The 25,580-nt window shown below is 57.6% G+C and carries 23 protein-coding genes and 1 tRNA gene; 12 read left to right on the forward strand and 12 right to left on the reverse strand.

The window, feature by feature from the left end:
* Positions 1–81: 81 nt before the first annotated feature.
* Both NH461_RS14405 and NH461_RS14410 read right to left on the reverse strand, forming a co-directional pair.
* Positions 82–1,683, reverse strand: coding sequence for a methyl-accepting chemotaxis protein (locus NH461_RS14405; protein ID WP_261601009.1), 1,602 nt, complete (start codon positions 1,681–1,683; stop codon positions 82–84).
* A 333-nt stretch (positions 1,684–2,016) separates the two neighbouring features.
* Positions 2,017–3,534, reverse strand: a complete 1,518-nt coding sequence (locus tag NH461_RS14410) for an inorganic triphosphatase (protein ID WP_261601010.1) — start codon at positions 3,532–3,534, stop codon at positions 2,017–2,019.
* 184 nt (positions 3,535–3,718) lie between these two features.
* On the opposite strand from NH461_RS14410, the gene NH461_RS14415 reads away from it, so the two are divergent.
* The 3 genes from NH461_RS14415 (at position 3,719) to NH461_RS14425 (ending at position 6,440) form a co-directional block, all read left to right on the forward strand.
* The gene (locus NH461_RS14415) at positions 3,719–4,399 is read left to right on the forward strand and encodes a TIGR00153 family protein (protein WP_261601011.1); all 681 of its coding nucleotides are present in this window, start codon (positions 3,719–3,721) and stop codon (positions 4,397–4,399) included.
* 32 nt (positions 4,400–4,431) lie between these two features.
* Complete coding sequence (locus tag NH461_RS14420; protein ID WP_261601012.1) at positions 4,432–5,703, forward strand: inorganic phosphate transporter; 1,272 nt, start codon at positions 4,432–4,434, stop codon at positions 5,701–5,703.
* 137 nt (positions 5,704–5,840) lie between these two features.
* A complete protein-coding gene (locus NH461_RS14425; RefSeq protein WP_261602921.1) occupies positions 5,841–6,440 on the forward strand; it encodes a TIGR04211 family SH3 domain-containing protein in 600 nt (199 codons plus the stop codon).
* A gap of 83 nt (positions 6,441–6,523) precedes the next feature.
* Here the strand turns inward: NH461_RS14425 and NH461_RS14430 are convergent, their stop codons facing one another.
* Entirely contained in the window at positions 6,524–7,393 is an 870-nt protein-coding gene (locus NH461_RS14430) for a general secretion pathway protein GspB (protein WP_261601013.1), read from the reverse strand.
* Positions 7,393–9,141, reverse strand: a complete 1,749-nt coding sequence (locus NH461_RS14435; protein ID WP_261601014.1) for an ExeA family protein — start codon at positions 9,139–9,141, stop codon at positions 7,393–7,395. The genes NH461_RS14430 and NH461_RS14435 overlap by 1 nt, the downstream gene beginning before the upstream one ends.
* Positions 9,142–9,277: 136 nt before the next feature.
* On the opposite strand from NH461_RS14435, the gene NH461_RS14440 reads away from it, so the two are divergent.
* Positions 9,278–10,504: a multifunctional CCA addition/repair protein gene (locus tag NH461_RS14440; RefSeq protein ID WP_261601015.1), complete on the forward strand. Its 1,227-nt coding sequence runs from the start codon at positions 9,278–9,280 to the stop codon at positions 10,502–10,504.
* Positions 10,505–10,606: 102 nt separating this feature from the next.
* Here NH461_RS14440 and NH461_RS14445 read toward each other — a convergent pair whose 3' ends face one another.
* Genes NH461_RS14445 through folB form a run of 3 tightly spaced genes read right to left on the reverse strand, consistent with a single transcriptional unit; the run spans position 10,607 to position 12,266 of the window.
* Positions 10,607–11,410 (reverse strand): undecaprenyl-diphosphate phosphatase, encoded by an 804-nt coding sequence (locus NH461_RS14445; protein WP_261601016.1) that lies wholly within the window; start codon positions 11,408–11,410, stop codon positions 10,607–10,609.
* Between the two features lie 20 nt (positions 11,411–11,430).
* Entirely contained in the window at positions 11,431–11,916 is a 486-nt protein-coding gene (gene folK / locus NH461_RS14450; RefSeq protein ID WP_261601017.1) for a 2-amino-4-hydroxy-6-hydroxymethyldihydropteridine diphosphokinase, read from the reverse strand.
* Complete coding sequence (folB, locus tag NH461_RS14455; protein ID WP_261601018.1) at positions 11,913–12,266, reverse strand: dihydroneopterin aldolase; 354 nt, start codon at positions 12,264–12,266, stop codon at positions 11,913–11,915. Before folB ends, folK begins: the two co-directional genes overlap by 4 nt.
* A gap of 222 nt (positions 12,267–12,488) precedes the next feature.
* On the opposite strand from folB, the gene plsY reads away from it, so the two are divergent.
* The gene (plsY, locus tag NH461_RS14460) at positions 12,489–13,112 is read left to right on the forward strand and encodes a glycerol-3-phosphate 1-O-acyltransferase PlsY (protein ID WP_261601019.1); all 624 of its coding nucleotides are present in this window, start codon (positions 12,489–12,491) and stop codon (positions 13,110–13,112) included.
* A gap of 78 nt (positions 13,113–13,190) precedes the next feature.
* On the opposite strand, the gene tsaD is transcribed toward plsY, so the two are convergent.
* Complete coding sequence (tsaD, locus tag NH461_RS14465) at positions 13,191–14,210, reverse strand: tRNA (adenosine(37)-N6)-threonylcarbamoyltransferase complex transferase subunit TsaD (protein ID WP_261601020.1); 1,020 nt, start codon at positions 14,208–14,210, stop codon at positions 13,191–13,193.
* Positions 14,211–14,393: 183 nt separating this feature from the next.
* Here tsaD and rpsU point away from each other — a divergent pair, with 183 nt between their 5' ends.
* From rpsU to NH461_RS14500, 7 genes are all read left to right on the forward strand, one after another.
* On the forward strand, positions 14,394–14,609 hold the full coding sequence (gene rpsU, locus NH461_RS14470) for a 30S ribosomal protein S21 (protein WP_005301411.1): 216 nt from the start codon (positions 14,394–14,396) through the stop codon (positions 14,607–14,609).
* Between the two features lie 28 nt (positions 14,610–14,637).
* Positions 14,638–15,081 carry a GatB/YqeY domain-containing protein gene (locus tag NH461_RS14475; protein ID WP_261601021.1) on the forward strand — a complete coding sequence of 148 codons (444 nt, stop codon included), beginning with the start codon at positions 14,638–14,640 and terminating at the stop codon, positions 15,079–15,081.
* 120 nt (positions 15,082–15,201) lie between these two features.
* Positions 15,202–16,956 (forward strand): DNA primase, encoded by a 1,755-nt coding sequence (gene dnaG / locus NH461_RS14480; protein WP_261601022.1) that lies wholly within the window; start codon positions 15,202–15,204, stop codon positions 16,954–16,956.
* 92 nt (positions 16,957–17,048) lie between these two features.
* Positions 17,049–18,890 carry an RNA polymerase sigma factor RpoD gene (gene rpoD, locus NH461_RS14485; RefSeq protein WP_261601023.1) on the forward strand — a complete coding sequence of 614 codons (1,842 nt, stop codon included), beginning with the start codon at positions 17,049–17,051 and terminating at the stop codon, positions 18,888–18,890.
* A 187-nt stretch (positions 18,891–19,077) separates the two neighbouring features.
* Positions 19,078–19,153, forward strand: a tRNA-Ile gene (locus tag NH461_RS14490).
* Positions 19,154–19,533: 380 nt separating this feature from the next.
* On the forward strand, positions 19,534–20,709 hold the full coding sequence (nirK, locus tag NH461_RS14495; protein WP_261601024.1) for a copper-containing nitrite reductase: 1,176 nt from the start codon (positions 19,534–19,536) through the stop codon (positions 20,707–20,709).
* A gap of 158 nt (positions 20,710–20,867) precedes the next feature.
* Positions 20,868–21,980 (forward strand): alpha/beta hydrolase family protein, encoded by a 1,113-nt coding sequence (locus NH461_RS14500; RefSeq protein WP_261601025.1) that lies wholly within the window; start codon positions 20,868–20,870, stop codon positions 21,978–21,980.
* Between the two features lie 6 nt (positions 21,981–21,986).
* On the opposite strand, the gene NH461_RS14505 is transcribed toward NH461_RS14500, so the two are convergent.
* From NH461_RS14505 to NH461_RS14520, 4 genes are all read right to left on the reverse strand, one after another.
* Positions 21,987–23,135 (reverse strand): helix-turn-helix domain-containing protein, encoded by a 1,149-nt coding sequence (locus NH461_RS14505; protein ID WP_261601026.1) that lies wholly within the window; start codon positions 23,133–23,135, stop codon positions 21,987–21,989.
* Positions 23,136–23,283: 148 nt separating this feature from the next.
* Positions 23,284–24,318, reverse strand: a complete 1,035-nt coding sequence (locus NH461_RS14510; RefSeq protein ID WP_261601027.1) for a peroxiredoxin family protein — start codon at positions 24,316–24,318, stop codon at positions 23,284–23,286.
* A gap of 18 nt (positions 24,319–24,336) precedes the next feature.
* Positions 24,337–24,870: a TlpA family protein disulfide reductase gene (locus NH461_RS14515; protein ID WP_261601028.1), complete on the reverse strand. Its 534-nt coding sequence runs from the start codon at positions 24,868–24,870 to the stop codon at positions 24,337–24,339.
* A gap of 13 nt (positions 24,871–24,883) precedes the next feature.
* Positions 24,884–25,570: a cytochrome c biogenesis protein CcdA gene (locus tag NH461_RS14520; protein WP_261601029.1), complete on the reverse strand. Its 687-nt coding sequence runs from the start codon at positions 25,568–25,570 to the stop codon at positions 24,884–24,886.
* Positions 25,571–25,580: the final 10 nt, after the last annotated feature.

Here is a 25,580-nt window from a genome sequence, read left to right on the forward strand (position 1 = left end):
ACTATAACGCCCGCAAAGGAGCGGGCGTTAGGCTTAAAACGATTTCCATGCCCCCGTCAGGGCTATCGGCTGACGACCGGCTCAGATCCGAAATGCCTGGATCTTGGCTTCCAGATCCGTGGCATGGTTCTGCATAGTTTCCGAGGTCTCGGACAGCTCAGAGACCACGACGACGGACGCTTCCACCAGCTCACGCACATTGGTCAGGTTCTGGTTCATTTCATCGGCGACCGCACTTTGCTGCTCAGCCGCCGAGGCAATTTGGAAGTTCATGTCATTAAGGCGGGTGACCTGCTCAACAATCTTATCCAGCTCCCCGCCGGCACTGGTCACCTGATCAACCCCTTCCGCGGCTTCGACCACCGACTGCTCCATCAGGCCGACCGCCTGCTGGGCACTGTTTTGCAGCTGGGTGATCATGTCCTGGATCTCAACCGTCGCCTGCTGGGTCCGCTGGGCCAGGTTACGCACTTCATCCGCCACCACGGCGAACCCGCGACCGGCCTCACCGGCCCGCGCCGCTTCGATCGCCGCGTTCAGGGCCAGCAGGTTGGTCTGCTCGGAGATCCCCTGAATGGTGACAATCACGCTGCCGATCTGTACCACGCGCTCTTCCACCTGGTTCACGGCATTGGCCGACTGACTGATGTCCTGCGACAGCTGGTTGATGGTTTGAATGGTTTGAGAGACAAACTGCTGACCCTGAGAAGCCTGCGCCGAGGTGCCTTCGGTGGCGTTGGACGCTTCCCGGGCATGATCGGCCACCGTCTGCACCGTGGAGCTCATCTCGCTCATTGCCGATGCCAGTTGGTCGATCTCATTGAACTCTTCCTGCGCCGACTCCTTGGTTTCCATCATGCTGATCGACAGCACTTCCGCCAGTCCGGACAACTCCGACGCCGCATCGCGCTGGTTATGGATCACCTCATTGAGCTGAATCCGGGTTTTTTCCAGTTCGCGGGCCAGATCGCCATACTCATCCCGGCAATCCATTTCAATTGGTTGTGACAGATCCCGGGCCGCCAACAGCTGGATGCTGTCCGCCAGATAGCGGGTCTGGCGCAGCATCACACTGGAGCCACCCAGCAGGATCACCACAAAGGCGATAATCATCATCCCGGTCTGCCAGGCCACCTGAACCAGGTATTCATTGTAATGAGCTTCGGCTTCGGAAGCAGGTTGTGAGGCCACGACCAGCCAGTTCCAGTGCGGCAGCTCAACCGCAAACTCAAAACGACCCGGTTGCTGCAACACCAGCGCGCCGCTGCCCGACAGGGAAGTTAACTTCCCGACCAGATCGCTGCCGTCTGTCAGGGTTGCCGATAAATCGCGCAGGGTACTGGCCTGCGGATGACCCAAGACCTTGCCGCTGTCCCGCTCAACCAGGTACAGGAAAGCACCGTCATTCCAGCTGCCCACCTGGGCAAGTATCACCTGCTCGGCCAGCGTTTTGCCGGATGCGCCCTGTTCATGCAGCTTGCCCAGCAAGGCCGCGCTGGCCTGCGCTTGCTCCTGCGCCCGGTCTTGTTGAATTTCAATGACGGACTGGTAAAAGGTACTCGCATCCCACAGTTGCTTTCCGATCAGCAACACCGTACTGAACACCATCAACAGCACCAATTTCGGCACCAGCCGAATATTGGTCAGCCCTTTCTCCCATGGTTTGAATACCATCTTCGCCATTTGGAATCTCCATTTATATTCGATGCGTTCCCGGCAGCGCTGCTGACAACCAAAGTGCTCACATCAGCCGGTTATCATGGCCTGTGCCCGTCATCACGAGCAATATCCCCCGAAAGCCATGATGCATCATGGGTTTCGATATTCTATAGGTCGGCAGCAAATAGCGGAAATTTAATGCTAAAAAATATCGATGCCGTCAAACATAAGCCAGATCACATCCGGCTTGGCCAACCGGGGGAGAGCATACATCAGTTGGATAAAAAAACGTCCTGCGCGGGCAGGACGTTCATGGATGGACACATGCATGTGCAGCCGCTGGGAGCTGCCGGCCACTCAGGGCCAGTACGGCGCCTGTTCGATACCGATCTGGCGGCTCTGATCCATGGCATGGATCAACGACTCTTCCTTGCGTTGCAGCCATTTGGCAATCTGACGTCGATCTTCTTCGTCTTCCTGCAACGCCTGCAGGGCGCGGATCGGCTCCAACTGGCGCAGATCCTCGATCCCCTGCAACAGATCCAGCCAAGGCAGGCGGAAGCTGGCACGGCGCTCTTCTTCATACAGACCGGCCAGACAAATGCCGCTGAGCAGATTGCGTTGCAGACGGGGGTGCTGATCCAGATAATCGGCCCGGCTGAGCTGGCGAACCTCTGGGAAGGACTCTTCCAGCTCCTGCCAGGATTTGGCCAGCACCGTATCGGCGAAGCCTTTGACATTCCCGGCCAGACGCTCACGCGCCTTGTCATCCAGGAACGGCTGCCAACCGCGGCTTAAGATCCAGCGACTCAGATCCAGCAACAGGCCGCAATAGCGGGAGGATTCCAGCAGCGTCATCACCGCCTCATCTTCCGGCAACTCATCTTTGCGGGCTTTGAGCTGTTTCACCATCGCTTTGCGGGCATTGAGTTTTTTCAGCGCATAGCCTTTATCGGCCAGCAGGCGCTCAATGCTGAGGTACTCGTCAATCCAGTCCAGCTCCCCTTCCAGCCAATTCAGCTCCTGGCGAAGCAGGGCGCTGGCACGACGCGGGATCATGCTGCCGAACAGGGACAGCGTCTGGCGGATCAGGCACAAGGCTTGGTAAATTTCCTGCAATGCCGGCAGCTCCAGCCGCTCGGCAAAAATCTGTTCATGGTAATGCCAGTGATCCAGGGCATGCTCCAGGGTCCGCACGAACAAAGATTCAATCGAATCGCTGTCCTGCACCGGCACAAAAGCGAGGGGTTTGACGGCATCACCCAGATAACCGGCGGCCAGGCGGTAGCCACGGGCCGCCTTGCTCAGGTTCCCCAGTCGCATGCCGCCGTCGCTGCACAAATCCCGGGCCAGGGTAAATAAGGCGTCTGTCTGGCCGGATTTCAGCTCCAGCTCCACTTCGCAAATCGGATTGCTCTGATCATTGGCACTGACTTCGCCCTGATCAAATGCCAGTTCGATCTGGCTGCCGTCAGGCATCGCAATCAGCCATTGCTGACGTTCAAAATCAGTCGAGAATAGTGGGGTCAGTTGCTGCTGGACCGCGGCAACATCAACGGTTTCCGGCCAGGCATCTGCCGGATGCAGCGAAAGATCGGGAGCGGGGCCTGAGATTTCCGCGTTATATTCGGGGCGCTGGTGTAAACCGGCAACCACCCGTCCTGCGGTTTTCAGGGTCTGAACAAACACATCATCATAACGACGGACCCGCAGGCCGATATCGTGCTGGCGAAGAATTTGGTCTGGTGTGTCGAAATAGACATTGCCTAATTGTCGACGACTTTGTTGCAGAATTTTCGCTTCGGCAATTTTGCGTAATAATTGACTCGAAAATTCCGGTGAGACGAAAAACTTCAGTTCTATCTCGGTTTCCATAGTTATACCTATAAACAGTGGCAAACCAAGGATATTTCCAATCTTGCTCCGGGGCAAGCAGGAAATATCGACAAAACCTTGATCAAAATTAGTTCCCCTGTACTAACTTATACGTTAACATGCGCGCCTCTGTGACCATCGCTCAAGAATTAGCCTTTTTAGGCGCTCTTTAGGTTGATCGGCTATGCCAGTAAATACAATTATGGGGCTCTTTGCTAAATCCCCAATCAAACCGCTGCAACGTCATGTTACCCGGGTAACTGAATGTTGCGAACTGCTTGTACCATTTTTCGAGGCGTGTCACGCCGGGGACTGGGATAAAGCAGCCACCTTACGCGAACAGATCTCGCAACTTGAAAAAGATGCCGATGTCCTCAAGCGTGAGATCCGCCTCAAACTTCCACGTGGTCTGTTCATGCCTGTCGACCGGACTGACATGCTCGGCCTCCTTACCCAGCAGGATAAACTCGCTAACCTGTCCAAAGATATCGCCGGCCGCGTTCTGGGCCGTCAGCTTCAAATCCCTGTCGCAATGTACCCCGACTTTATTGCCTATGTTCAGCGTTGTCTGGATGCGGCCAATCAAGCCAGCCGGGTGATTAACGAACTGGATGAGTTGCTGGAAACCGGTTTTAAAGGTCGTGAAGTCACCTTGGTGGCTGAAATGATCAATCAATTGGACGTGATCGAAGACGATACGGATTCTATGCAAATCCAACTGCGTCAGCAGCTCATGTCCATTGAAGATCAGCACAACCCGGTTGATGTCATGTTCCTGTACAAAATTCTGGAGTGGGTTGGCGCCATCGCCGATCAGGCACAACGTGTCGGCTCACGCCTGGAAATCATGCTATCGCGCTCATAAGCGAAAGATTGTAACAAAAACAAGGTTTTACAATGGAAATCCTGGCTAATTACGGCACCATGATTATCGTGGTGGCGGCTTTATTCGGCTTTTTAATGGCGATTGGTATTGGTGCCAATGATGTTGCCAACGCCATGGGCACCTCTGTAGGCTCCAAAGCGCTAACCGTGAAACAGGCGATCATCATTGCGATGATTTTCGAATTTGCCGGCGCCTATCTGGCCGGCGGTGAAGTGACCGATACCATCCGTAAAGGGGTGATCGAGACTGCGCACTACGCCGATCAGCCGGAAGTACTGGTTTACGGCATGATGTCCGCCCTGCTGGCCGCCGGTACCTGGCTGCTGCTGGCCTCTTATATGGGCTGGCCGGTCTCGACCACGCACTCCATTATCGGTGCCATCATCGGTTTTGCCTGCGTTTCTGTCGGCACCGAAGCCGTCGACTGGGGCTCAGTCCAGGGGATTGTCGGTAGCTGGATCATCACACCGCTGATTTCCGGCTTCTTTGCCTACGCGATCTTTATCAGTGCCCAGCGCCTGATCTTTGATACCGATAACCCGTTGGTGAATGCCAAGCGCTTTGTCCCGGTGTACATGTTCATCACCGCGATGGTCATTGCCCTGGTCACGATCAAAAAAGGCCTGAAGCACGTTGGCCTGCACCTGTCGACCACTGAAGCCTGGCTTGCCTCAATTGCAGTTTCGGCAGTGATCATGCTGCTAGGCTACCTCTACATCAACCGCAAGTATTCTGATGATGACGGCCAGGCCGTAGACAGCAACGGCTATGCCGGTGTTGAGCGTGTGTTCAGCGTGCTGATGGTGGTCACGGCTTGTGCCATGGCATTTGCCCACGGCTCCAACGATGTGGCCAATGCGATTGGTCCGCTGTCTGCCGTGGTTTCAACCGTTGAGCACCTGGGTGAGATCGCAGAGAAATCAACGATTGCCTGGTGGATCCTGCCGCTGGGTGGCTTCGGGATTGTGGTCGGTCTGGCGACCCTGGGCCACAAAGTGATGGCGACTGTCGGCACCGGGATCACCGAGCTGACGCCAAGCCGTGGCTTCGCTGCGCAGCTGGCAACCGCTTCAACCGTGGTACTGGCCTCAGGTACAGGTCTGCCGATCTCCACCACACAAACTCTGGTGGGTGCGGTACTGGGTGTGGGTTTTGCCCGCGGTATTGCAGCCCTGAACCTGGGTGTGGTCCGGAACATCGTGGCTTCCTGGGTCGTGACCCTGCCGGCGGGCGCACTTCTGGCTGTCATTTTCTTCTACGTGATGCAAGCAGTCTTTGGTTAAAACCCGGCACAACTTCAAAAGAGGGAGGCATTGCCTCCCTCTTTTCTTGCACCCGAGACGCAAAATTTTTAGTATTTGAGCTCTTTGAATACACAGACAGGCTCCTCAAGGATCATATTGTGAAGCATCTTATCCACATCGTATTACTCGTTTGTGCCGTGGTGGCAGGCCAGGCGCAGGCTGAGCAGGTTCGCTACATTTCTGACGACCTGTTCACTTATATGCACCGGGGTCCGAGTACACAGTTCCGGATTATGGGCAGTATCAATACCGGAACAAAAGTCACGCTCCTTGAAAACAACAAGGAAACCGGCTTCAGCCGCATTACGGATGACCGCGGCCGGACCGGCTGGGTGAAGACAGACTACCTGTCGCCACAGGTCGGCCTGAAAGCCCGTTTCCCGGTGTTGCAGAAAGAGCTGGCGGAAGTGAAAGAAGCTCTGGCCCATGCCAAGGAATCGGAAGAAGCCAAAACTGCGGGTCTGCAGAACTCCCTGAAGATGCGCAATGAGCAAATCGCCGAGCTGGAGTCCCAGAACAGCCAGCTGAACGAGCAGCTGATGACCTCTCAGAGCGAGATCCGCGAGCTGCGTGCCAAGCTGGATACGCAGAAAGACGACCTGCTGATGAAGTGGTTCACCTATGGCGGCATGGTTGCCGGTGGTGGCCTGCTGTTTGGCCTGGTCCTGCCGCATATGATCCCGCGCCGTCGCCGTCGCAACAACGGCTGGGCATAAGCCCGACGGGTTTCCCGCCGACCGCAACGCACGATCAAAAATGGCAGCCACTGGCTGCCATTTTTAGTTTCAGGCTATCCAACCTACCACTCCGACAGGGCCGGCATCGCCACCAGGTACGATTCAAAATCAAACACCACCTGACGCGGCTCGATCCGGCGCAGAATCACGCCCGGCGCAATCTCATCCCCTTCAAACGCTTCACGACCGTTCACTTTCACCCAGCGACTGTTCGCCGAAGAGGAATAGATATGGGTCTGAAAGTTCAGCGTCGGGATCCGGCTCTGGACCGCGGCCGGCAACTCGCCCAGGGCGATCGTCGACAATGCCGGTTCAGCGCGCTGGGCCGGGACCGACGGCAGTGACTTCGGCGCCTCATCCGTCGCGGCAATAGCCGATTTTAACTGGGCTGCCAGCAGCGGTGATAACTCGGAATAGTCCAGCCCTTCCAGCCCCCACGCCGCAGCGTCTGTCGCTTGCGGCTCCCCGCTCACCGGGATCACCGCAGCCGGCTCGGCAGACAGCTCGGCAGCCAGAGCCGGCCTGCCCCGCCCGGAGGCCGCCGATTCAACAGCCGACACCGATCCGGCAACAGGCAGCGGCTCGGTGCGCAGTTCCGGGTACGGTAAAAACCGAACCCCGCCGACAGCGTCCGCCGACACAAGCGTCGAATGCGGTGCCGGCGTCGATACTTCACGATGAACCTGAGCCACCGGTCCCTGAACCATCCGGGGCTGCGGCACCACCACCGGGCTCATCTCCCCCGACGCACTGAGTAAACTGCTGTACGCCAGCGTGGCCGCCACCGGCGTGAGCATTAGCAGCGTCGGCGCGACCCAGGACGGCCAGCGCCGGGACGCATCCGCGGGTGAGCTCCGGCGATACCGAGCGGGTGCCGGCTGCTGCTGGTGCTGTTGCTCCGACTGGGCAATCGCCTTTAACAAATTAGACATTAACTTTTCTCCGGATGCAGGGTTGGCCCCGGCAGGTTTAACGCTGAGTCGATCACCATCAGGGTCTGCGGCCCGGCAATGCCGTCAGCCGCCAGATCCTGTGCCCGCTGGAACCGGCGCAGCCGCTCCAGCAACACCTGGTCAAACCGATCGCTGCGGGTCGGACTTTCCCCCAGCAGAAGGCTCAGGTGCTGATCCAGCCAACGAACCCGCTCGCCACGCTGGCCGTAACGAATGGTCGACTCCTCACCCAGCGGCGGCCGCCATAACAAGGTATAGCCCGGCTGCCAACGCTGTTGCAGCCAGTCATAGCCCACGGCAATCCGCTCGCCGCCGAGCAGCAACTCGACATGCTCCGGCGCCAGGGTGTACACCACCGCGTAATACGGCGGCTGGCCCGGCTCCTGCAACGTCACCAGCACCGGCCGGTTGATGATCCGCAACTGCTCCAGCGCTGCCGTCTTGCCCTGATAGCAACTCAGTGCCACCCGCTGGCTGGTTTCACAGTTGGCCTGGCTCAGACGGGTTTCATATCCCCACAGGCGATACAAGGTTTGCATCGCCTGACGCTCAGAGCGGCTTTGGGTCATCACCGCCTGCCAGCGTTGCGCCGGATCGGGCTGCGGCGGCGGCGGGGAAATGGCTGGTTGTTCCGGCGGCAACACCAGATTCGGGACCGAAGTCTGCACCACTAGCTCAGGCTCCGGCGCAGGGTGCACTGCCACCACCGTACTCATCGCCACGGCTTGTCCGTCGTTCGCAGCCGTATCCGTCAGCGCCAAACGCTGCCCGAGCTGCGACAGCCAGTCCGAGGGTTGCACCGCCTGATAGACGATCCCGGCAGAAAGCAAGCCCCCGGCCAGTAACGCCCCGCTCAGGAGCAGTGCCCGGCGGTGTCGCGCCGGTTCCGCACCGGCCGCTGCCCCGTTCGTCGCCGGCAACTGCCAGCTCAGCACCTCGTCACAGGCCTGGCTGACAATCGCCTTGCTCGCCTGGTGACTGGCCTGCTGACACGCCAGCAGCATCGCTTTGTCGCAGACCAGGTTGATCAGACGCGGGATCCCGCCGGTCGCCCGGGCGATCTGCCGGGTCTGTGCCGGTTCAAAAACCTTGTGCAGACACTCCACCGCCTGAAGGCGATAGTGGATATATTCCTCCACTTCACTGTCTGTCAGCGGCAGCAGGTGATAGCGGGAGGTGATCCGTTGCGCCAGCTGGCGCAGGCGCTCTTGCTGCAACAGCTGCTGCAATTCCGGCTGCCCGACCAGTACCACCTTCAGCAGCTTGATGCTGTCGGTCTCCAGGTTGGTCAGCAGTCGCAACTGCTCCAGCACATCCGGCATCAGGTGCTGGGCTTCATCCACCAACAGCAGGGTCTGCTTCCCGGCGCTGTGATTGGCCAGCAGATGGCGATAAATGCAGTCGGTCAGCACCTTGTAACTGGCGTCCTGCGGGTAGTCCACCCCCAACTCATCACAAATGGTGGCCAGCAGCTCCTGGGCCGACAGCGCCGGATTCAGCACCATCGCCACCTGGGTTTCCTGCGGCAGGCGGGCTACCAGCGCCCGCAACACCGTGGTTTTTCCGGTCCCGACCTCCCCGGTCAGCAACCCGAACCCGCCCCCACCCGACAGGCTGGCCAGCATATGGGTTAAGGCTTCCCGGTGCCGCTCACTGAGGTAGAGAAAGCGGGCACTGGGCACAATTGAGAATGGGGACTCGGCGATCCCGAAGAAATCCTTGTACATGCCGTCTACTCTTGGTCCTGTTTCGAATTAAATTACCTTTGCTGGTCAATATTGTATACCCTGAACCGGTATTGAAGCGATCGATGGCACACCTGTCGTCGTATTGAACCTGAAAGTGGTAATAAAGGAGTTGAGTGTGCAGACCTATCTGGTGGGCGGCGCCGTACGTGATGCGCTGCTGGGACTGACGGTAACCGATAAAGACTGGGTGGTGGTCGGGGCCACGCCGGAGCAGATGCTGGATCTCGGTTATACCCAGGTCGGCAGCGACTTTCCGGTGTTCCTGCATCCCAAAACCAAACAAGAATTTGCCCTAGCCCGGACCGAGCGCAAATCCGGCCAGGGATATACCGGGTTCATCTGCCATTTCGACCCGGAGGTTACCCTGGAACAGGATCTCCAGCGCCGGGATCTGACCATCAATGCCATCGCCCAGACCGCTGACGGGACGCTGGTTGATCCTTACCACGGCCAGCAGGATCTGGAGAGCCGCCTGCTGCGCCACGTCTCCCCGGCCTTTGTCGAAGATCCGCTGCGGGTACTGCGGGTCGCGCGCTTTGCTGCCCGTTTTGCCCATCTGGGCTTTACCGTAGCCCCGGAAACCCTGGCCCTGATGCAGGAAATGGTGGTCACCGGCGAGCTGGCCGCCCTGACCCCGGAGCGGGTGTGGAAAGAGTGGGAGAAATCCCTCTCGTCGGCCAACCCGGAAGTCTTTCTCAAAGTGCTGCGCCAGTGTGGCGCGCTCGGCGTGGTGATGCCGGAGATCGACGCCCTGTTCGGTGTCCCGCAACCGGAAAAATGGCATCCGGAAATCGACACCGGCATCCATACCATGATGGTCGCAGCGCAAGCCGCCCGGCTCAGTGCGGATCTCACGCTCCGCTTTGCCGCCCAGGTGCACGACCTCGGCAAGGCCCTGACGCCCGAAGCCGAGTGGCCGAGCCACAAACGACATTGCCAGAGCGGACTGGGAGCCATCCGGCAACTATGCCAGCGCCTGCGGGTGCCGAATGAGTACCGCGATATCGCCCTGATGGTTTGTGCGCAGCACACCAAAGTGCACCATGCCGACGAACTGCGTCCGGCGACCTTCGTCAAAATCTTTGATGAGATTGATGCCTGGCGCAAACCGGAGCGGGTGCACCAGTTGGCGCTGTGCTGCCGGGCCGATGTCCGCGGCCGGACCGGCTTTGAAGACGCCCCTTATCCGCAGGCCGATCTCCTCGAAGCTGCATTTGCCGCCGCCCAGGCCGTGGCCGTCAAGCCGATTGTCGAGGCCGGCTATCAGGGTAAAGCCATCAAGGAGCAACTGGCCCTGCGCCGCAGCGACGCGGTCACAACCTGCCTGGCGCGCCTGCGCTAACAGGGACTGGCAAGCCGAGTGAGCCCCAAAAGAAAAGCCTGACATCATGTCAGGCTTTTTTGTCTGCGATTTTCTCGGTGCGAGGGCACGATGATAAGCACTCTACTGACTCAACAGGAAGGTAATCAGACCGACGCCGAGCAACAGGCGGTAAATCACAAACGGCAGCATCCCCAGCCGGGTGACCAGCTTGAGGAACACATGAATACAGGCATAGGCACTGACGAAGGAAACCGCCAGACCAATCCCCAAACCACCGAACTCAATCGGTGCGCCGCTGGTGACCAGCTTCATTCCCAGGTAGCTGCCGGCCAGCACAATCACCGGGATCGACATCAGAAACGAGAATCGCGCAGCTGCTTCACGGGTAAAGCCCAGGTGCAGGGCTGCGGTCATGGTTGCGCCGGAGCGGGAGGTGCCCGGGATCATCGCCGCCGCCTGCGCCAGACCGATAAACAGCGAGCTTTTCCAGTTCGCCTGATATTCATCGTCCTGCTGGGTCGCCCGGCGGTCGACCCACCACAGCAACAGACCGAAAATAATCGTCGTCGCGGCAATCACCCAGGCCGAGCGCAGGTAAAGCTCAATAATATCTTTCATGAAAAAGCCGAACACACAGGCCGGGATCGTCGCCAGCACGATCATCCATGCCAGCTTGGCTTCGCCGCAACGGCGGCCGTTGAAAATCGAACCGAGCCAGGCGCCGAGCAGGGTGGTAACTTCCTTGCGGAAATACAACACGACGGCCGCCAGGGTCCCGAGGTGAACCGCAACATCAAACGCCAGTCCCTGATCGGCCCAGCCGAAGATTTGCGACGGCAAAATCAGGTGGGCGGAGCTGGAGATCGGCAAAAATTCGGTCAGTCCCTGGATCAGGGCCAACGCAAAGGCTTCAAAATGACTCATGGCTTCTATTCTTTCTATCCTTAACTGACGGCACACTCAACCGGCCACAAGGCCTGCGAGTGCTCAAACCCTTGCCATACCTGGGCAATGGTCCGGCCATCGCCCGGGATCACCAGATCCGGAGACAGCGCCATCATGGGCAATAACACAAATGCAAATTTAAACAGATCCGCGCGGGGCAACACCGGTCCGGTCGGCCGTACTTCGTCGCCAAACAACAGAATATCGAGATCCAGCGTGCGATCCTGATTCTTCCGCGCATCCGGCGCGCGCCCGTATTTCAGCTCCAGCTGCTTCAGGGTCTGCTGCAGCATCGAAAGCGACAGGGGCGTTTGAAAGACAACAACACAGTTGTAAAAGTTCGGTCCGTGAAAGCCAACCGGCTCCGCTTCATACAGCGGCGACACCCGGCACTCGCTGCCGAGTCGCTTCAGCTCCTGGATCGCAGCCCGGATATGATATTCGCGCTCAATGTTCGATCCCAGGCTGATATAGGCCGTGGTCACTTACTGCCTCGTTCAATCAGCACCCCGACCCCGCGGGCATTGGCGACCGCACCCGGCTTGGTGACCCGAACCCGGATCCAAGGCACCGAAAATTGCGTCATGATGAGCGTCGCCACTTCCTCGGCGACCCGCTCAACCAGCAGGAACCGGCCGTTCTGGATGTGCTCGGTCACCGCCGTACTGACAGCCGCATAGTCTAAGGCATAGGCCACATCATCGCTGTCGGCGGCGGGGCGGTTGTCGTGCGCCATTTCCAAATCCAGCACGAGTTTCTGCTTGATGGTCTGCTCCCAGTCATACACACCAATCGTGGCGATGACTTCGAGATGTTCGATAAATACTGAATCCATGTTCAATCGCTAATTTTGTTAGAGGTCGGATACCTAATTTGAGCAAAAACGCGTATTATCAGGGCGTAATCGTCAAAATTAATGACTTTCATTCCTTGCTCGGCCAAGCCTGTGAGCCGGATGTGCAAAGCACTATACCACACACAGTGTGCCAAAGCGGAATGTAAAGTCAGGGGTCGTACCGGAATGCGGCCTTGTGTCCACCAGCAGTTGGAATTTTGCATGACACCACTCGCGCTTCTGATCATTATCGCCGCCTATCTGCTTGGCTCCGTGTCGAGCGCCGTCCTGATTTGCCGGCTGTTCAGGCTACCGGATCCCCGCGATTACGGCTCCGGAAATCCGGGAGCAACCAATGTCCTGCGCCTCGGCGGACGCGGCGCGGCCGCGCTGGTGCTGCTGTGCGATATGCTCAAAGGGATGCTGCCGGTGTGGCTGAGCTACTTTATCGGGATCAACCCCTTCCTGCTCGGGGTCATCGGGATTGCCGCCTGTCTCGGGCATATTTACCCGATCTTCTTTCATTTCCGCGGCGGGAAAGGTGTGGCGACAGCACTCGGTGCCCTGGCCCCCATTGGCTGGGATCTCAGCGGGATGCTCATCGGAACCTGGCTGCTGACGGTGCTGATCTCGGGCTATTCCTCCCTCGGCGCACTGGTCACCGCACTGGCGGCGCCCTTCTTTACCTGGCTGATCAAGCCCGAGTACACCATGCCGGTGTCGATGCTGGCCTGCCTGATCCTCTTCCGTCACCACGACAACATCCGCCGCCTGAGTGAAGGCAAAGAGCACAAGATTTGGAATAAATTCGGCCGCAACAGCAAGCAACCCGGCAACCATTCATAACATGCGATGCCTTCAACATCGCCGCCCTGGTCCCGGCTGCCTGCTGCGGCGGCCGTATAAAGTAAATGCTGCGGATTATTAGCCGTTGATCGGCTTGAGGGTGTCGATCGGCCAGCGCGGATAGGCCTTCACGCCCAGATCCATGATTTCCTGGTTTTTCAGGCGCTGCATCCCGGCATAGGCAATCATCGCGCCATTATCGGTACAAAACTCCGTCCGCGGATAGAACACTTCACCGTTCATCTTCGCCATCATGGCTTCCAGCTGCGCACGCAGGTGCTTGTTGGCACTCACGCCACCGGCAATGACCAGGCGCTTGAAGCCGGTTTGCTTCAGGGCGCGCTTACATTTAATCGCCAGGGTATCGACCACGGCATCCTGAAACGCGTAGGCAATATCGGCCCGGGTCTGATCATCATCGCCGTTGGCACGGATGGTGTTGGCGGCAAAGGTTTTCAGACCGGAGAAGCTGAAATCCAGCCCCGGACGGTCAGTCATCGGACGCGGGAAGGTAAAGCGCCCCGGCGTACCTTGCTCGGCCAGCCGTGACAGCAGCGGGCCACCCGGATAATCCAGCCCCATCAGCTTGGCGGTTTTATCAAACGCTTCACCGGCGGCATCATCGATCGACTCACCCAGGATCTGGTATTCACCAATCCCGCGCACTTCCACCATCATGGTATGACCGCCGGAGACCAGCAGCGCGACAAACGGAAATTCCGGCGGATTGTCTTCCAGCATCGGGGCCAGCAGGTGGCCTTCCATATGGTGCACCGCCACGGCCGGCAGATCCCATGCGTATGCCAGGCTGCGACCAATCGTCGCCCCGACCAGCAGCGCGCCCACCAGGCCCGGGCCGGCAGTATAGGCCACGCCATCCAGGTCTGCCGGGGTCAGGCCGGCATCGGCCAACGCCTGTTTGATCAGCGGAATAGTTTTCTTCACATGATCCCGTGAAGCCAGCTCGGGCACCACGCCGCCATAGTCAGCATGCAGCTTAACCTGACTGTAAAGCTCATGAGCCAAAAGGCCTTTTTCATCATCGAAAATAGCAACGCCTGTTTCGTCACAGGAGGTTTCGATGCCCAGTATACGCATAACAACCTCTATACTTATGGTAATCGGGGAGCAATACTACCGTCGTTGACAGAAATTAACCAGTTCGGGGTTGCAGAATGCTTTACAAATGCCCCCGGATCAGATTAGAATTTCGCACCATTTTTAATCAGCTGACACTTTTGAACGTCAGCGTTAACCGAATCACTCTGAGGTGAGTATTACATGCCAGTAATCAAAGTACGTGAAAACGAACCGTTTGACGTAGCACTACGTCGTTTCAAGCGCTCTTGCGAAAAAGCAGGTATCCTTTCTGAAGTTCGTCGTCGTGAGCACTTCGAAAAGCCGACAACTGTACGTAAGCGCGCTAAAGCAGCGGCTGTTAAGCGTCACCTGAAGAAATTGGCTCGCGAAAACGCGCGTCGCGTTCGTCTGTACTAATCGTCCCGATTAACAGAAGGAACGTGTTATGACTCTGATTGAACGTCTGAAAGACGAACAAAAAACGGCGATGAAGGCGAAGGACAAACCTCGCCTTGGTACCATCCGTCTTGCTCTGGCTGCCGTCAAGCAACGTGAAGTTGACGAAAAGATCACGCTTTCCGATGACGACGTGCTGGCAGTCCTGACCAAGATGGTCAAGCAACGCCGTGATTCTGTAGCTCAATACGAAGCTGCAGGACGCCAGGATCTTGCTGATGTCGAGCTTGCTGAAATTAAAGTACTGGAAGAGTTTATGCCACAACCGCTGAGCGAAGACGAAGTCGTTGCTCTGCTGGATGCGACCATTGCTGAAACCGGTGCTGCCAGCATGCAGGACATGGGCAAACTGATGGCGGTGCTGAAGCCTCAGGTTCAGGGTCGTGCCGATATGGGGAAAGTTAGCCAGCTCGTGAAAGCGAAACTCGGCTAAAACTCACCCAATTCTGCAGCAAGCCGTGCTTTCCAAGTTGATTGGAGTGCGCGGCTTGTTTGTATTCAAGCGTCAGATTTTTTACACTCTTACTCCGTTTTCTCAGGTAACACACTCTCTATGGCAGGAAGAATCCCTCGTTCTTTTATCGATGATCTGATCTCACGCCATGACATCGTGGACGTGGTTGATGCCCGAGTGAAGCTCAAAAAGCAGGGCAAGAACTTTGGTGCCTGCTGCCCTTTCCATAACGAGAAAACCCCCTCTTTTTCAGTCAGCCAGGAAAAACAGTTCTATCACTGCTTCGGATGCGGCGCCCACGGCAATGTGCTCGACTTTGTGATGGAATTCGACCGGCTGGAATTTGTCGACGCAATTGAAGAGCTGGCCTCGCAGCTCGGGCTCGAAATCCCGCGCGAACAAGGCAGCGGCGGCGGCCAGTCCGGCACCCGCAGCAAAGAAAAACTCGGCCTGTACGAGATGATGGGCCAGATTGCCCAGTTCTACCAGTCCCAGCTCCGCACTCCGGACGGACAAACCGCCGTGGATTACCTCAAAGGCCGCGGCCTGTCCGGCGAAGTGGTGAAGAAGTTCGACATCGGTTTTATCCCGGACCAGTGGGATCTGGTCAGAAACCGCTTCGGCCGCGATCCCGAATCGCAAAAAGCCCTGGTCACCGCCGGGATGCTGATTGAAAACGACAACGGTCGCCGCTACGACCGCTTTCGGGGCCGGGTCATGTTCCCAATCCATGATCGCCGCGGGCGGGTGATCGGTTTTGGCGGCCGGGTCCTGGGCGACGGTACCCCGAAATACCTCAACTCGCCGGAAACCCCGATCTTCCATAAAGGACGGGAGCTGTACGGGCTGTACGAGGTGCTACAGACCTACCGCGAGCCAGAGCAGCTGCTGGTGGTGGAAGGCTATATGGACGTGGTGGCCCTGGCCCAGTTCGGCGTTGATTACGCCGTGGCCTCACTCGGCACCTCGACCACCGGCGACCATATCCAGACCCTGTTTCGCCAGACCGGCACCGTGGTGTGCTGCTACGACGGCGACCGGGCCGGCCGGGATGCGGCCTGGCGGGCGATGGAGCAAGCCCTGCCGTACCTGACCGACGGCCGCCAGCTCAAGTTCATGTTCCTGCCCGACGGCGAGGACCCGGACACCTACATCCGCCAGTACGGTAAAGAAGGCTTCGAGGCACAGATCGAGCAGGCGATGTCGCTGTCGGAGTTTATGTTCAATTCCCTGGTCGCCCAGGTGGATATGAGCAGCCGGGAAGGCAAGGCCAAACTCAAGACTCTGGCCAAGCCGCTGCTGGAAAAAGTCGCCGGAGAAACACTTCGTGAGTACCTGCTCAATACTTTGGGCTATAATTTAGGGTTGCCACCCGATCAAATCCGGCTCGAGCTCAAGCGGGATGAAACCCAGCGACCTCAGCAGCAACAACAAAATATCAAACGCACCCCGATGCGGGACGTGATCGCCCTGCTGTTGCAGCACCCGGGCTTTGTCGACAGCCTGGCGTTTGAGATGGCGGCATTTGAAGGGATAGAGATCCCTGGACTAAATTTATTGATATCAATAGTTGATAAATGCCGGGCCAACCCCAATATCACTACAGGCCAGTTACTAGAGTCCTGGCGTGGCAGTAAGAACGAGCAAATGATGGCTCGCCTGGCAGCATGGGAACTCCCGCTGGCCAAGGACGAAGACAACACTCTAGATGTATTTTTAGACGCGATGGATAAAGTTATCGATCAGTGCGTCAAACAACAAATCGAAAAGTTGCAGGCTAAATCGAACACCGTCGGCTTATCAGTCGAAGAAAAGCGGGAATTGCAGTTACTGATACTCAACCGTCCCGGCTAATTTATAGTCAACAATTGGAAAGTTTGTTATATTAACAGGTTTGCATCTCTGCATACTAAACTCTCACTCAGACCCGAAGTTGGATATCGTCTATGGAGCAAAATCCGCAGTCTCAGCTGAAGTTACTTGTCGCAAAAGGCAAAGAACAAGGCTATCTGACCTACGCCGAAGTAAATGACCACTTACCGGAAGACATCGTTGATTCCGATCAGGTGGAAGACATTATTCAGATGATTAATGACATGGGTATTAAGGTGGTGGAAACCGCCCCTGATGCCGATGATCTGATGATGACTGAAGATAATGCAGACGAAGATGCGATTGAAGCCGCTGCCCAGGCGCTTTCCAGTGTTGAGAGCGAAATTGGCCGTACCACGGACCCGGTTCGCATGTACATGCGTGAAATGGGGACCGTTGAGCTGCTGACGCGCGAAGGCGAAATCGACATCGCGAAACGTATTGAAGATGGGATTAACCAGGTTCAGTGCTCCGTGGCCGAGTACCCGACTGCCATCGCTCACCTGCTTGAACAGTTCGATAAAGTAGAAGCGGACGAGCTGCGCCTGACCGACATTATCTCAGGCTTCGTGGATCCGAACGAAGAAGAAACCTCAGCGCCGACCGCGACCCACATTGGCTCAGAACTCAGTGAAGCCGATCTGGAAGACGAAGACAAAGATCTCGAAGACGACAGCGACGACGAAGAAGAAGAAGAAGATTCAGGTATCGATCCGGAAGTGGCGCGCGAGAAGTTCGATGAGCTGCGTATCACTTACGAAAAAATGGCCCTGGCGATCAACACCTACGGCCGTAACGATGCCAAAACCGTGCAAGCGGTTGAAGAGCTGTCTGATGTCTTCAAGCAGTTCCGTCTGATCCCGAAACAGTTCGACAAACTGGTTGGCTCGCTACGCGACTCCATGGATAAAGTGCGCACCAACGAGCGCCTGATCATGCGCATGTGTGTCGACAACAGCAAAATGCCGAAGAAAACCTTCGTCACCCTGTTTGCCGGCAACGAGTCCTCGAGTGAGTGGATCGACGAAGCGCTGAACTCGGGCAAGCCTTATGCTGAGCGCCTGAAAAATTACGAAGAAGAGCTGCGTCGCTGCTCGACCAAGCTCCGTATTCTGGAAGAAGAAACCGGACTGTCGGTTGAGCGGATCAAAGACATCAGCCGCCGCATGTCGATTGGTGAAGCCAAAGCTCGCCGTGCGAAGAAAGAGATGGTTGAGGCCAACCTGCGTCTGGTTATTTCGATTGCCAAGAAATACACCAACCGCGGCCTGCAGTTCCTGGATCTGATCCAGGAAGGGAACATCGGCCTGATGAAAGCGGTTGATAAGTTCGAATACCGTCGTGGTTACAAGTTCTCGACCTACGCCACCTGGTGGATCCGTCAGGCGATCACCCGTTCGATTGCCGACCAGGCCCGGACCATCCGGATTCCGGTTCACATGATCGAGACCATCAACAAACTGAACCGCATCTCACGTCAGATGCTGCAGGAAATGGGCCGTGAGCCGCTGCCGGAAGAGCTGGCCGAGCGCATGCAAATGCCAGAAGACAAAATCCGTAAGGTACTGAAGATTGCCAAAGAGCCAATCTCGATGGAAACCCCAATCGGTGATGATGAAGATTCACATCTGGGCGACTTCATTGAAGATACCACGCTTCAGCTGCCAATGGACGCCGCCACGGCAACCAACCTGCGCATGGCGACCAACGAAGTACTGGCTGGCCTGACGCCGCGTGAAGCGAAAGTCCTGCGGATGCGTTTCGGGATTGACATGAACACCGACCATACGCTGGAAGAAGTGGGTAAGCAGTTTGACGTCACCCGTGAACGGATCCGTCAGATTGAAGCCAAAGCCCTGCGTAAACTGCGCCACCCAAGCCGTTCCGACGTGCTGCGCAGCTTCCTGGACGAGTAAGCAACACCCACACCAAAAAACGGGCCACTGGCCCGTTTTTTTATACCCGCGCATCACGAAAAAATTCAATCACTTACATCATCCCCTTCCCCGCCAGCACCGGTCCCTAACTGCCGAAAAAGCAAGCAAAACAACCACTTTATTCGCTAGACAAGATCAGATGCATCCCATATAATTTCACCCGCTTGGCCCCTTAGCTCAGTGGTTAGAGCAGGCGACTCATAATCGCTTGGTCGACAGTTCAAGTCTGTCAGGGGCCACCAAATTCCAGAAGGCTTATGGAGAAATCCATGAGCCTTTTTTCGTGTTCCCTGATGGCGGTTGTTCACCACCAATTCTCACTCCCCCAACCCACTGTCACAACGACACTTTCGTGTCGAATTCACACACTTTTTGCATGTCAATTAGACAGCAGTTTTTTGCTACATAGGCGAGAAGCCGCGATCTATCAAGTAATCATTTAGTGGCATACTCCTTGCTGTAGTCCTTTTGCTTACCTTTGTTGATGCCGACAAGCATAAGTACAGGATATTTGAGACAAAGAGCATGCTGATATTCCACCGAATAGCAAAGCTGCCACATTCTGTACCACCCTATAACCCATGCCGGCATTTTGATGATCCTTACAATGGAGTCCGTGACTATGTCTGAACAAATCGCTACTCGCCCGGAACAACTCGAAAGTGCCACCCGCCGTGATTTCTTTAAAGGCGCGACCGCCGCGGCCGTCGGGGCTGCTACCATTGCCGCATTTGGCAGCGTGTCGGCCCAGGCGTCATCCTCGGCAGCCTTCAAGCCTATTCCGAATGTCGACATCGCGTCTTTACAGCGTGTGAAGCAAAAACTGGTCCAGCCGCCGTTTGTTCCGGAACATGATCAGGTGGCCACCGGCAAGCCCAAAGTGATCGAAGTACGGATGGAAGTGGAAGAGAAGCTGATCGAAGTCGATCAGGGCGCCAAAATCTGGGCCTGTACCTTCAACGGCAGCGTGCCGGGTCCCCTCATTGTCTGCCACCAGGATGACTATATTGAACTGACGCTGGTCAACCCGGCCACCAACCAGCTGCAACACAACATCGATTTCCACGCCAGTACCGGTGCAATGGGCGGCGGTGCGCTGACCGAAATTATGCCCGGCGAAGAAGTGGTGTTTCGCTTCCGCGCCACTAAGGCCGGTACCTTCGTCTATCACTGCGCTCCGGGCGGCCCGATGATCCCGTTCCATGTGGTCTCCGGGATGAACGGTGCCATCATGGTGCTACCGCGCGACGGCCTGAAAGATGAGAACGGTAATCCCGTTCGCTACGATCACGCCTATTACGTCGGTGAGCAGGACTTCTACCTGCCGAAACACAGCAACGGCACCTATAAGCAATACGACACCATGATGCATGGGATGGCCGATATGCTGGAAGTGATGAAAACCCTGACCCCGAGCCATGTGGTATTCAACGGTGCAGTCGGCGCCCTGACCGGCAAAAATGCGCTGAAGGCCAAAGTCGGCGAGTCGGTGCTGATCATTCACTCCCAGGCCAACCGTGATACCCGGCCTCACCTGATTGGAGGCCACGGGGATTTAGTCTGGACTGCCGGCTCCTTCACCGACCGCCCGTCCACCAACCTCGAAACCTGGCATATCCCTGGCGGTGCCGCGGCGGCAGCGCTGTATACGTTCCACCAGCCCGGTCTGTATGCCTATGTGAACCACAACCTGATCGAGGCCATTTTGCTCGGTGCCGCAGCGCACTTCCAGGTCGAGGGGGACTGGAACGATAACCTGATGACCCAGGTCCGCAAACCGGGGCCAATCACGGCATAACCCAGCATAGCCTTCATTGAAAACCCACCCACCGGACCCAGGTTCCGGCGGCCAAGCGGACTACAACAGGATTCAGGACGTCCTGAATCCTGTTTCAGGTCTCTTAAAATCAATCACTTCGGATAATGGCCTCACATTCATCAACTCTGAGGTCAACCATGCAACAACTCTGGATCGCCCTGATCGCACTCCTGCTTCTCAGCAGCCCGGCTGCGGCGTCAACTAAAGCTGCGTCAACTGAAGCGCCCGCAGCGGATCACGCCCACCCCCAAAAAACACGCGAAGCCACGGAAAGCGACATCGGCTTCCGTCAAATCCACCTGCAAGATGACCAAGCGCAGCGGCCGCTGACCGTCAGCCTCTGGTATCCGGCCCGGCACGATACCGGCCAGCCGGTCAAACTCGGCGACAACCCGGTGTTCTACGGCGTCCCGGTGCTGAAAGAAGCCCGGCTCTCTGCCCCCGAACCGCTGCCGCTGATCCTGATGTCGCACGGTTACCGGGGCCACTGGCGTAACCTGAACTGGCTGGCAGCCACCTTGGCCCGGCAAGGCTATCTGGTGGCCGCCCCCGATCATCCGGGCACCACAACCTTCGACACCGACCCGGCGCAGGCTGCCCAGTGGTGGCAGCGCCCGAGGGATCTCTCACGCACCCTTGACGGGCTGCTCGCCAGCCCGACGTACGGCAGCCACATCGATCCCCACCGCATCGGCGCCATCGGCCATTCTCAGGGCGGCTGGACGGTTGTCAGTCTCGCCGGCGGTCAAGTCAGCAGTGCGCATCTGGCCCGCCAGTGCCGGGAGCCCGGACTGAGTAATGGGTGCGGCTTAATCACCGAATTAGGGCTGGCGCAGGATAGCGACGCACAAGGACGAAGCCGGAATCTCGGGCTGCACGACCCGCGGATTGCCGCCATCATCAGTCTGGATCTGGGGCTTGCCAACAGTTTCACGCCGCAGAGCCTGGCCGCCATCATGGTGCCGACGATGATCCTGGCCGCCGGGGTCAATAACCACAACCTGCCGCAGGCGCTGGAGTCCGGCTATCTGGCCAAGTATTTAGATCCGCGCCTCACCGATTATCAGGTGCTGGCCAACGCGACCCATTCCACCTTTATGGGCCGCTGCAAACCCGGCGGCAAGGCAATTGTCGAGGAAGAAGCCCCCGACGAGGGCAAAGTGTGTGATTCCGTTCCGGGCACCACCCGCGCACGGGAACATCAGGCGATTGCGCGCCATGTGACGGATTTCCTTACCCGGCACCTGTAAGGCAATTCAGTCCGCCGAGCGACGATAGGCGCTCGGCGTCATCGCCGTCAGTCGGGAAAATTCGCGATTAAAGTTTGATTTGGTGTTGAACCCGGCCATGCCGTAAATCTCGGTAATGCTGAAATCCGTCTCTTTCAGCAATTGCCGGGCTTTTTCAATCCGGTACTGGTTGATCAGCTGCGAGACATTGAGTCCGGTTTGCCGGTTCACCGCAGCAGAGAGCTGCCGGGCCGGGATCCCGGTTTTTCGGGCCAGCACGGTCAGGGTTAGATTCGGATCCAGGTAGAGAGCCTGCTCGTGCAACAGGGTCGTCAGGGCCTCCATGGCCCGGGCGTCTTGCTCTTCTGCTTGATGAACCACATCATCTGATGAATCGGCGGATCCCGAACCCGGTGCAGAAACAGGTGCAGTAACAGGCATCGAAGCAGACACAGTCGCCTGCGTGTCAGGGACTGTAGTTGGGGTTGAGGCTCGGGCCGGGGTTAAGTCGGGAGTCAAGGCCGGGACCTGCGTCGCGGGCAGCTCAGCCCCGCCGGCGATCCGGCTGACGGTAATCACGGCATAACTCAGCCCGGTGACAACCAGACATTGCGATATCGTCAGGATCCTGATGAGCGACTGCCCCTGCCCCAGCCAGGCATCCAGAGCGATCGCAACATCGGTCACCACCGAAAACAACAAAAATAGCCCGGCCCCGAGACACAACCGCGGCACCCCATGGCACTGACTGAACATCACCTGAGAAAAATCATCGCTTGAGCGGCGGGAGAGCCGAAACAGCAGCGCGGCATGGCCGAGATAGCTGAGGCTGATCAGCACATCCAGCCCCTGTCGCCAGCCGACCGGACCGAACATCAGCACCGGCACCAGCCCCACCGGCAGCCAGCTGAGCAACCGACCAGATGCGGCATAGCCAATGGTTCGGGTAAAACAGAGCCACAGCAGCGAGGGCAGCAACACCGCCAGCATGGGTTGAACCATCGCCATCGCGGGCCACTGATAATGCCAGCGCAGCCCGACGCAGGCGACCAGTAAGGCACAGAAACTCAAAAAAGCGACGGCCAGCCGGGCCGACTTTCCCCGTTCACGGGGCAACTGCGCGGCCAGGAGGATCAGGAGCAGCGCGATGACAAAAGGGAGCGGGATCGCAGGCATCTCGTTCTTATCTTTTCCTTGATATCAATCAGGTTGCAATCATAAGCAATCTGACAAGGACCGCCAAGGTGAGACGCTGCAAAATCAGAGCCGCCGGAGCAATCCAAGATCGCCCCGGCTTAGCTTGTCGTGTCAAAGATAGCTTCGACTATCGGATCTGCTCGCTTCGCGAGACCAAGGTGCCATCTGCGCCAATATCGATTTGATACGGCGAGGCATGCACCCCGTATTGCTGAAAGAGCTGGTTGTCGACATCAAAGACCACCGGCACATCAAGCGTATGCTTCTCGGCAAATGCCCGGGCAATCGACTCATCAATATAAAAGCCGCTGATCACCCCGACCCACTGTCGCTGTGGTGAGTCCTGAACCAGCGCGCGCCACTGCGCCAGCTTCGCCTCACAATCCGGGAATTGCGGCATCGGACACAACGCATCCATAAACAGCAGGCTCACCGGCTGACCACCCGCGGCCGGGTTCAGTAACCCTGCCAGGGAAAGCCGCTCACCCGACAGGGTCTCGACCGTAAAAGGCGGCGCGGATTCACCGGGCTTCGGCACATGATAAACCGTCTTGTTGGCCAAAAGAGCTGCTTCCTGCGCCTGTTCTTGGTCCTGAACCTGAACCTGAGCCTGTTCTTGGGCTTGGAGCGACGCAGACGGCTCAGGCACGTCCTGATTCAGGTAACGCAGCAGCGCCGTATTGTCGCCCTGAAACACCACTTTTCCTTCTTCAACCAGCACATGAGATGGGGTTTGCCAGAACTGAAACTGCCGTAGCAACTGCTGAGACCGATCCAGCACCAGCGGGGCAACCATCGGATAATAGCCCTGAAATTCTTTCAACTGTGCGGTTGTGACATTGATCTCCGGCTGGATCCAGATCTGCTGGCTCTGTGCCAGGAAATCTTCCGGCAGGGCCGCGACAAACTGCTCGGCGCCCTGCCCGGCATAACTGTTCCAGATATCCATAAACACCAGGTGCGCGGTTTTATGCTCAGGCAGCGTCAGGAATCGGCCATGAATGGTCGGCTTTTCAGCCAGCAGTTGTGCCACATCCGAAGACAGTGCCACGGACGGTGCCACTTCCTGAGCGTTAACCTCCGGCGGCGAAGCCATGGCCAGCGGCGCAGGCGCGATCGTCAGCAGGGCAATTCCCGCCAGCACATTCAGTTTTGTATTCATCAACAACACTCCTTATGGTTAATGGGCGGTTTCGGCAGCCGTTTGGCCCCACGACGTTACCAGCGCATCCAGCTGATCGGTGGCCAGGAAGGTCTGGTAGGCAATCTTGCCCTGCTTGTCGATCAACACATGGTAGGGGGTGCCCACCACCTGATACTTGCGGGTCAGCTCGCCTTGTTGATCAAACACCGTCGGCAACTGGTATCCGTGCTGCTGATAGAACTGTTGAATGTTGGCCTTTGAATCATTGAGTCCGATATTGACCGTCAGGATTTCAATCGCATCGCCATATTGCTGAGCAATAGCATCCAGGTGCGGCATCTCCGCTTTGCAGTAACTACACCAGGTGGCCCAAAATTTCAGGTACACCGGCTTGTTGCCGCGATAGTCCTGCAGATCAAACGTCCGCCCGTCCAGGGTGGTGGCCTGGAATGTCGGCGCCTGTTGCCCGGCGGCCAGAGGCTCGGCCATCCCCTGCCAGCTACTGCCGAGCAAGCAGGCAGAGAGCACCCAGCGGCCCAGCGGCTTGCGTGCAAACATCATCATTTTCATCGTATCTCCTTGTTTATAGAGCCAAATAGAAAAAATAGAGCCCGGAACCTGCCATCAGGGACGCCATCAGCCACTTCACCCCGTTCATCCAGGGGCCGGAGCGCGGCATGATCGTCAGGGCGCCACTGAGGCAACCGGCCAGTACCAGCAAGGCACTCATCCCGATGGCAAATACGAACATCAGCAGCGCCGCCCAGTACGGATCACCGGCCGAAGCCACATACATCAACAACATCCCCAGCACCGGCGAGGTGCAGGGAGCCATCACCAGCCCGGAGCAGGCCCCGGCAACAAAGGTGCCCAGCAGGGGATGGCGGATGGCGGATCCGCTCGGGATCCCCAAATCAAGCTGCGGCAGCCGGATCCAGCCCAGCATCCACCCCGCCATCAACAGGCAAAGCAGGGCGACCCCCATTAAGGTCAGCGGGTGGCTGGCAACCGCACCGAACAGCTGGCCGGTACTGGCCGCCAACATCCCCAACAAGGCGTAAACCAGAGACAAGCCGAGCACATAAGCCGACGACAAAACCGCCGCCTGGGCCTGACTTTTCGCCTGACTGCCGACCACCGAGACCGTGATCGGTAACATGGGATACACACAAGGCGTCAGGCTGGTGAGGAGCCCGGCCAGAAAGACCGTCCCCACCACCCACATCCCGTATTGCTGAGTCATCAGCGCTTGTTGAATAACCATTTCCATCGCCAACATC

Origin of the sequence: Photobacterium sp. TY1-4, from assembly GCF_025398175.1 — a bacterium.
Lineage (GTDB): Bacteria > Pseudomonadota > Gammaproteobacteria > Enterobacterales > Vibrionaceae > Photobacterium.

Coding starts and splice junctions, on each gene's coding strand:
- NH461_RS14435 (WP_261601014.1), bottom strand. CDS start 9,141: ATGTACAAGGATTTCTTCGGGATCGCCGAGTCCCCATTCTCAATTGTG.
- NH461_RS14415 (WP_261601011.1), top strand. CDS start 3,719: ATGCCAGTAAATACAATTATGGGGCTCTTTGCTAAATCCCCAATCAAA.
- NH461_RS14445 (WP_261601016.1), bottom strand. CDS start 11,410: ATGAGTCATTTTGAAGCCTTTGCGTTGGCCCTGATCCAGGGACTGACC.
- NH461_RS14510 (WP_261601027.1), bottom strand. CDS start 24,318: ATGAATACAAAACTGAATGTGCTGGCGGGAATTGCCCTGCTGACGATC.
- folB (WP_261601018.1), bottom strand. CDS start 12,266: ATGGATTCAGTATTTATCGAACATCTCGAAGTCATCGCCACGATTGGT.
- rpoD (WP_261601023.1), top strand. CDS start 17,049: ATGGAGCAAAATCCGCAGTCTCAGCTGAAGTTACTTGTCGCAAAAGGC.
- NH461_RS14515 (WP_261601028.1), bottom strand. CDS start 24,870: ATGAAAATGATGATGTTTGCACGCAAGCCGCTGGGCCGCTGGGTGCTC.
- NH461_RS14475 (WP_261601021.1), top strand. CDS start 14,638: ATGACTCTGATTGAACGTCTGAAAGACGAACAAAAAACGGCGATGAAG.
- NH461_RS14410 (WP_261601010.1), bottom strand. CDS start 3,534: ATGGAAACCGAGATAGAACTGAAGTTTTTCGTCTCACCGGAATTTTCG.
- dnaG (WP_261601022.1), top strand. CDS start 15,202: ATGGCAGGAAGAATCCCTCGTTCTTTTATCGATGATCTGATCTCACGC.
- NH461_RS14520 (WP_261601029.1), bottom strand. CDS start 25,570: ATGGAAATGGTTATTCAACAAGCGCTGATGACTCAGCAATACGGGATG.
- plsY (WP_261601019.1), top strand. CDS start 12,489: ATGACACCACTCGCGCTTCTGATCATTATCGCCGCCTATCTGCTTGGC.
- nirK (WP_261601024.1), top strand. CDS start 19,534: ATGTCTGAACAAATCGCTACTCGCCCGGAACAACTCGAAAGTGCCACC.
- NH461_RS14420 (WP_261601012.1), top strand. CDS start 4,432: ATGGAAATCCTGGCTAATTACGGCACCATGATTATCGTGGTGGCGGCT.
- NH461_RS14500 (WP_261601025.1), top strand. CDS start 20,868: ATGCAACAACTCTGGATCGCCCTGATCGCACTCCTGCTTCTCAGCAGC.
- NH461_RS14505 (WP_261601026.1), bottom strand. CDS start 23,135: ATGCCTGCGATCCCGCTCCCTTTTGTCATCGCGCTGCTCCTGATCCTC.
- NH461_RS14405 (WP_261601009.1), bottom strand. CDS start 1,683: ATGGCGAAGATGGTATTCAAACCATGGGAGAAAGGGCTGACCAATATT.
- rpsU (WP_005301411.1), top strand. CDS start 14,394: ATGCCAGTAATCAAAGTACGTGAAAACGAACCGTTTGACGTAGCACTA.
- tsaD (WP_261601020.1), bottom strand. CDS start 14,210: ATGCGTATACTGGGCATCGAAACCTCCTGTGACGAAACAGGCGTTGCT.
- NH461_RS14430 (WP_261601013.1), bottom strand. CDS start 7,393: ATGTCTAATTTGTTAAAGGCGATTGCCCAGTCGGAGCAACAGCACCAG.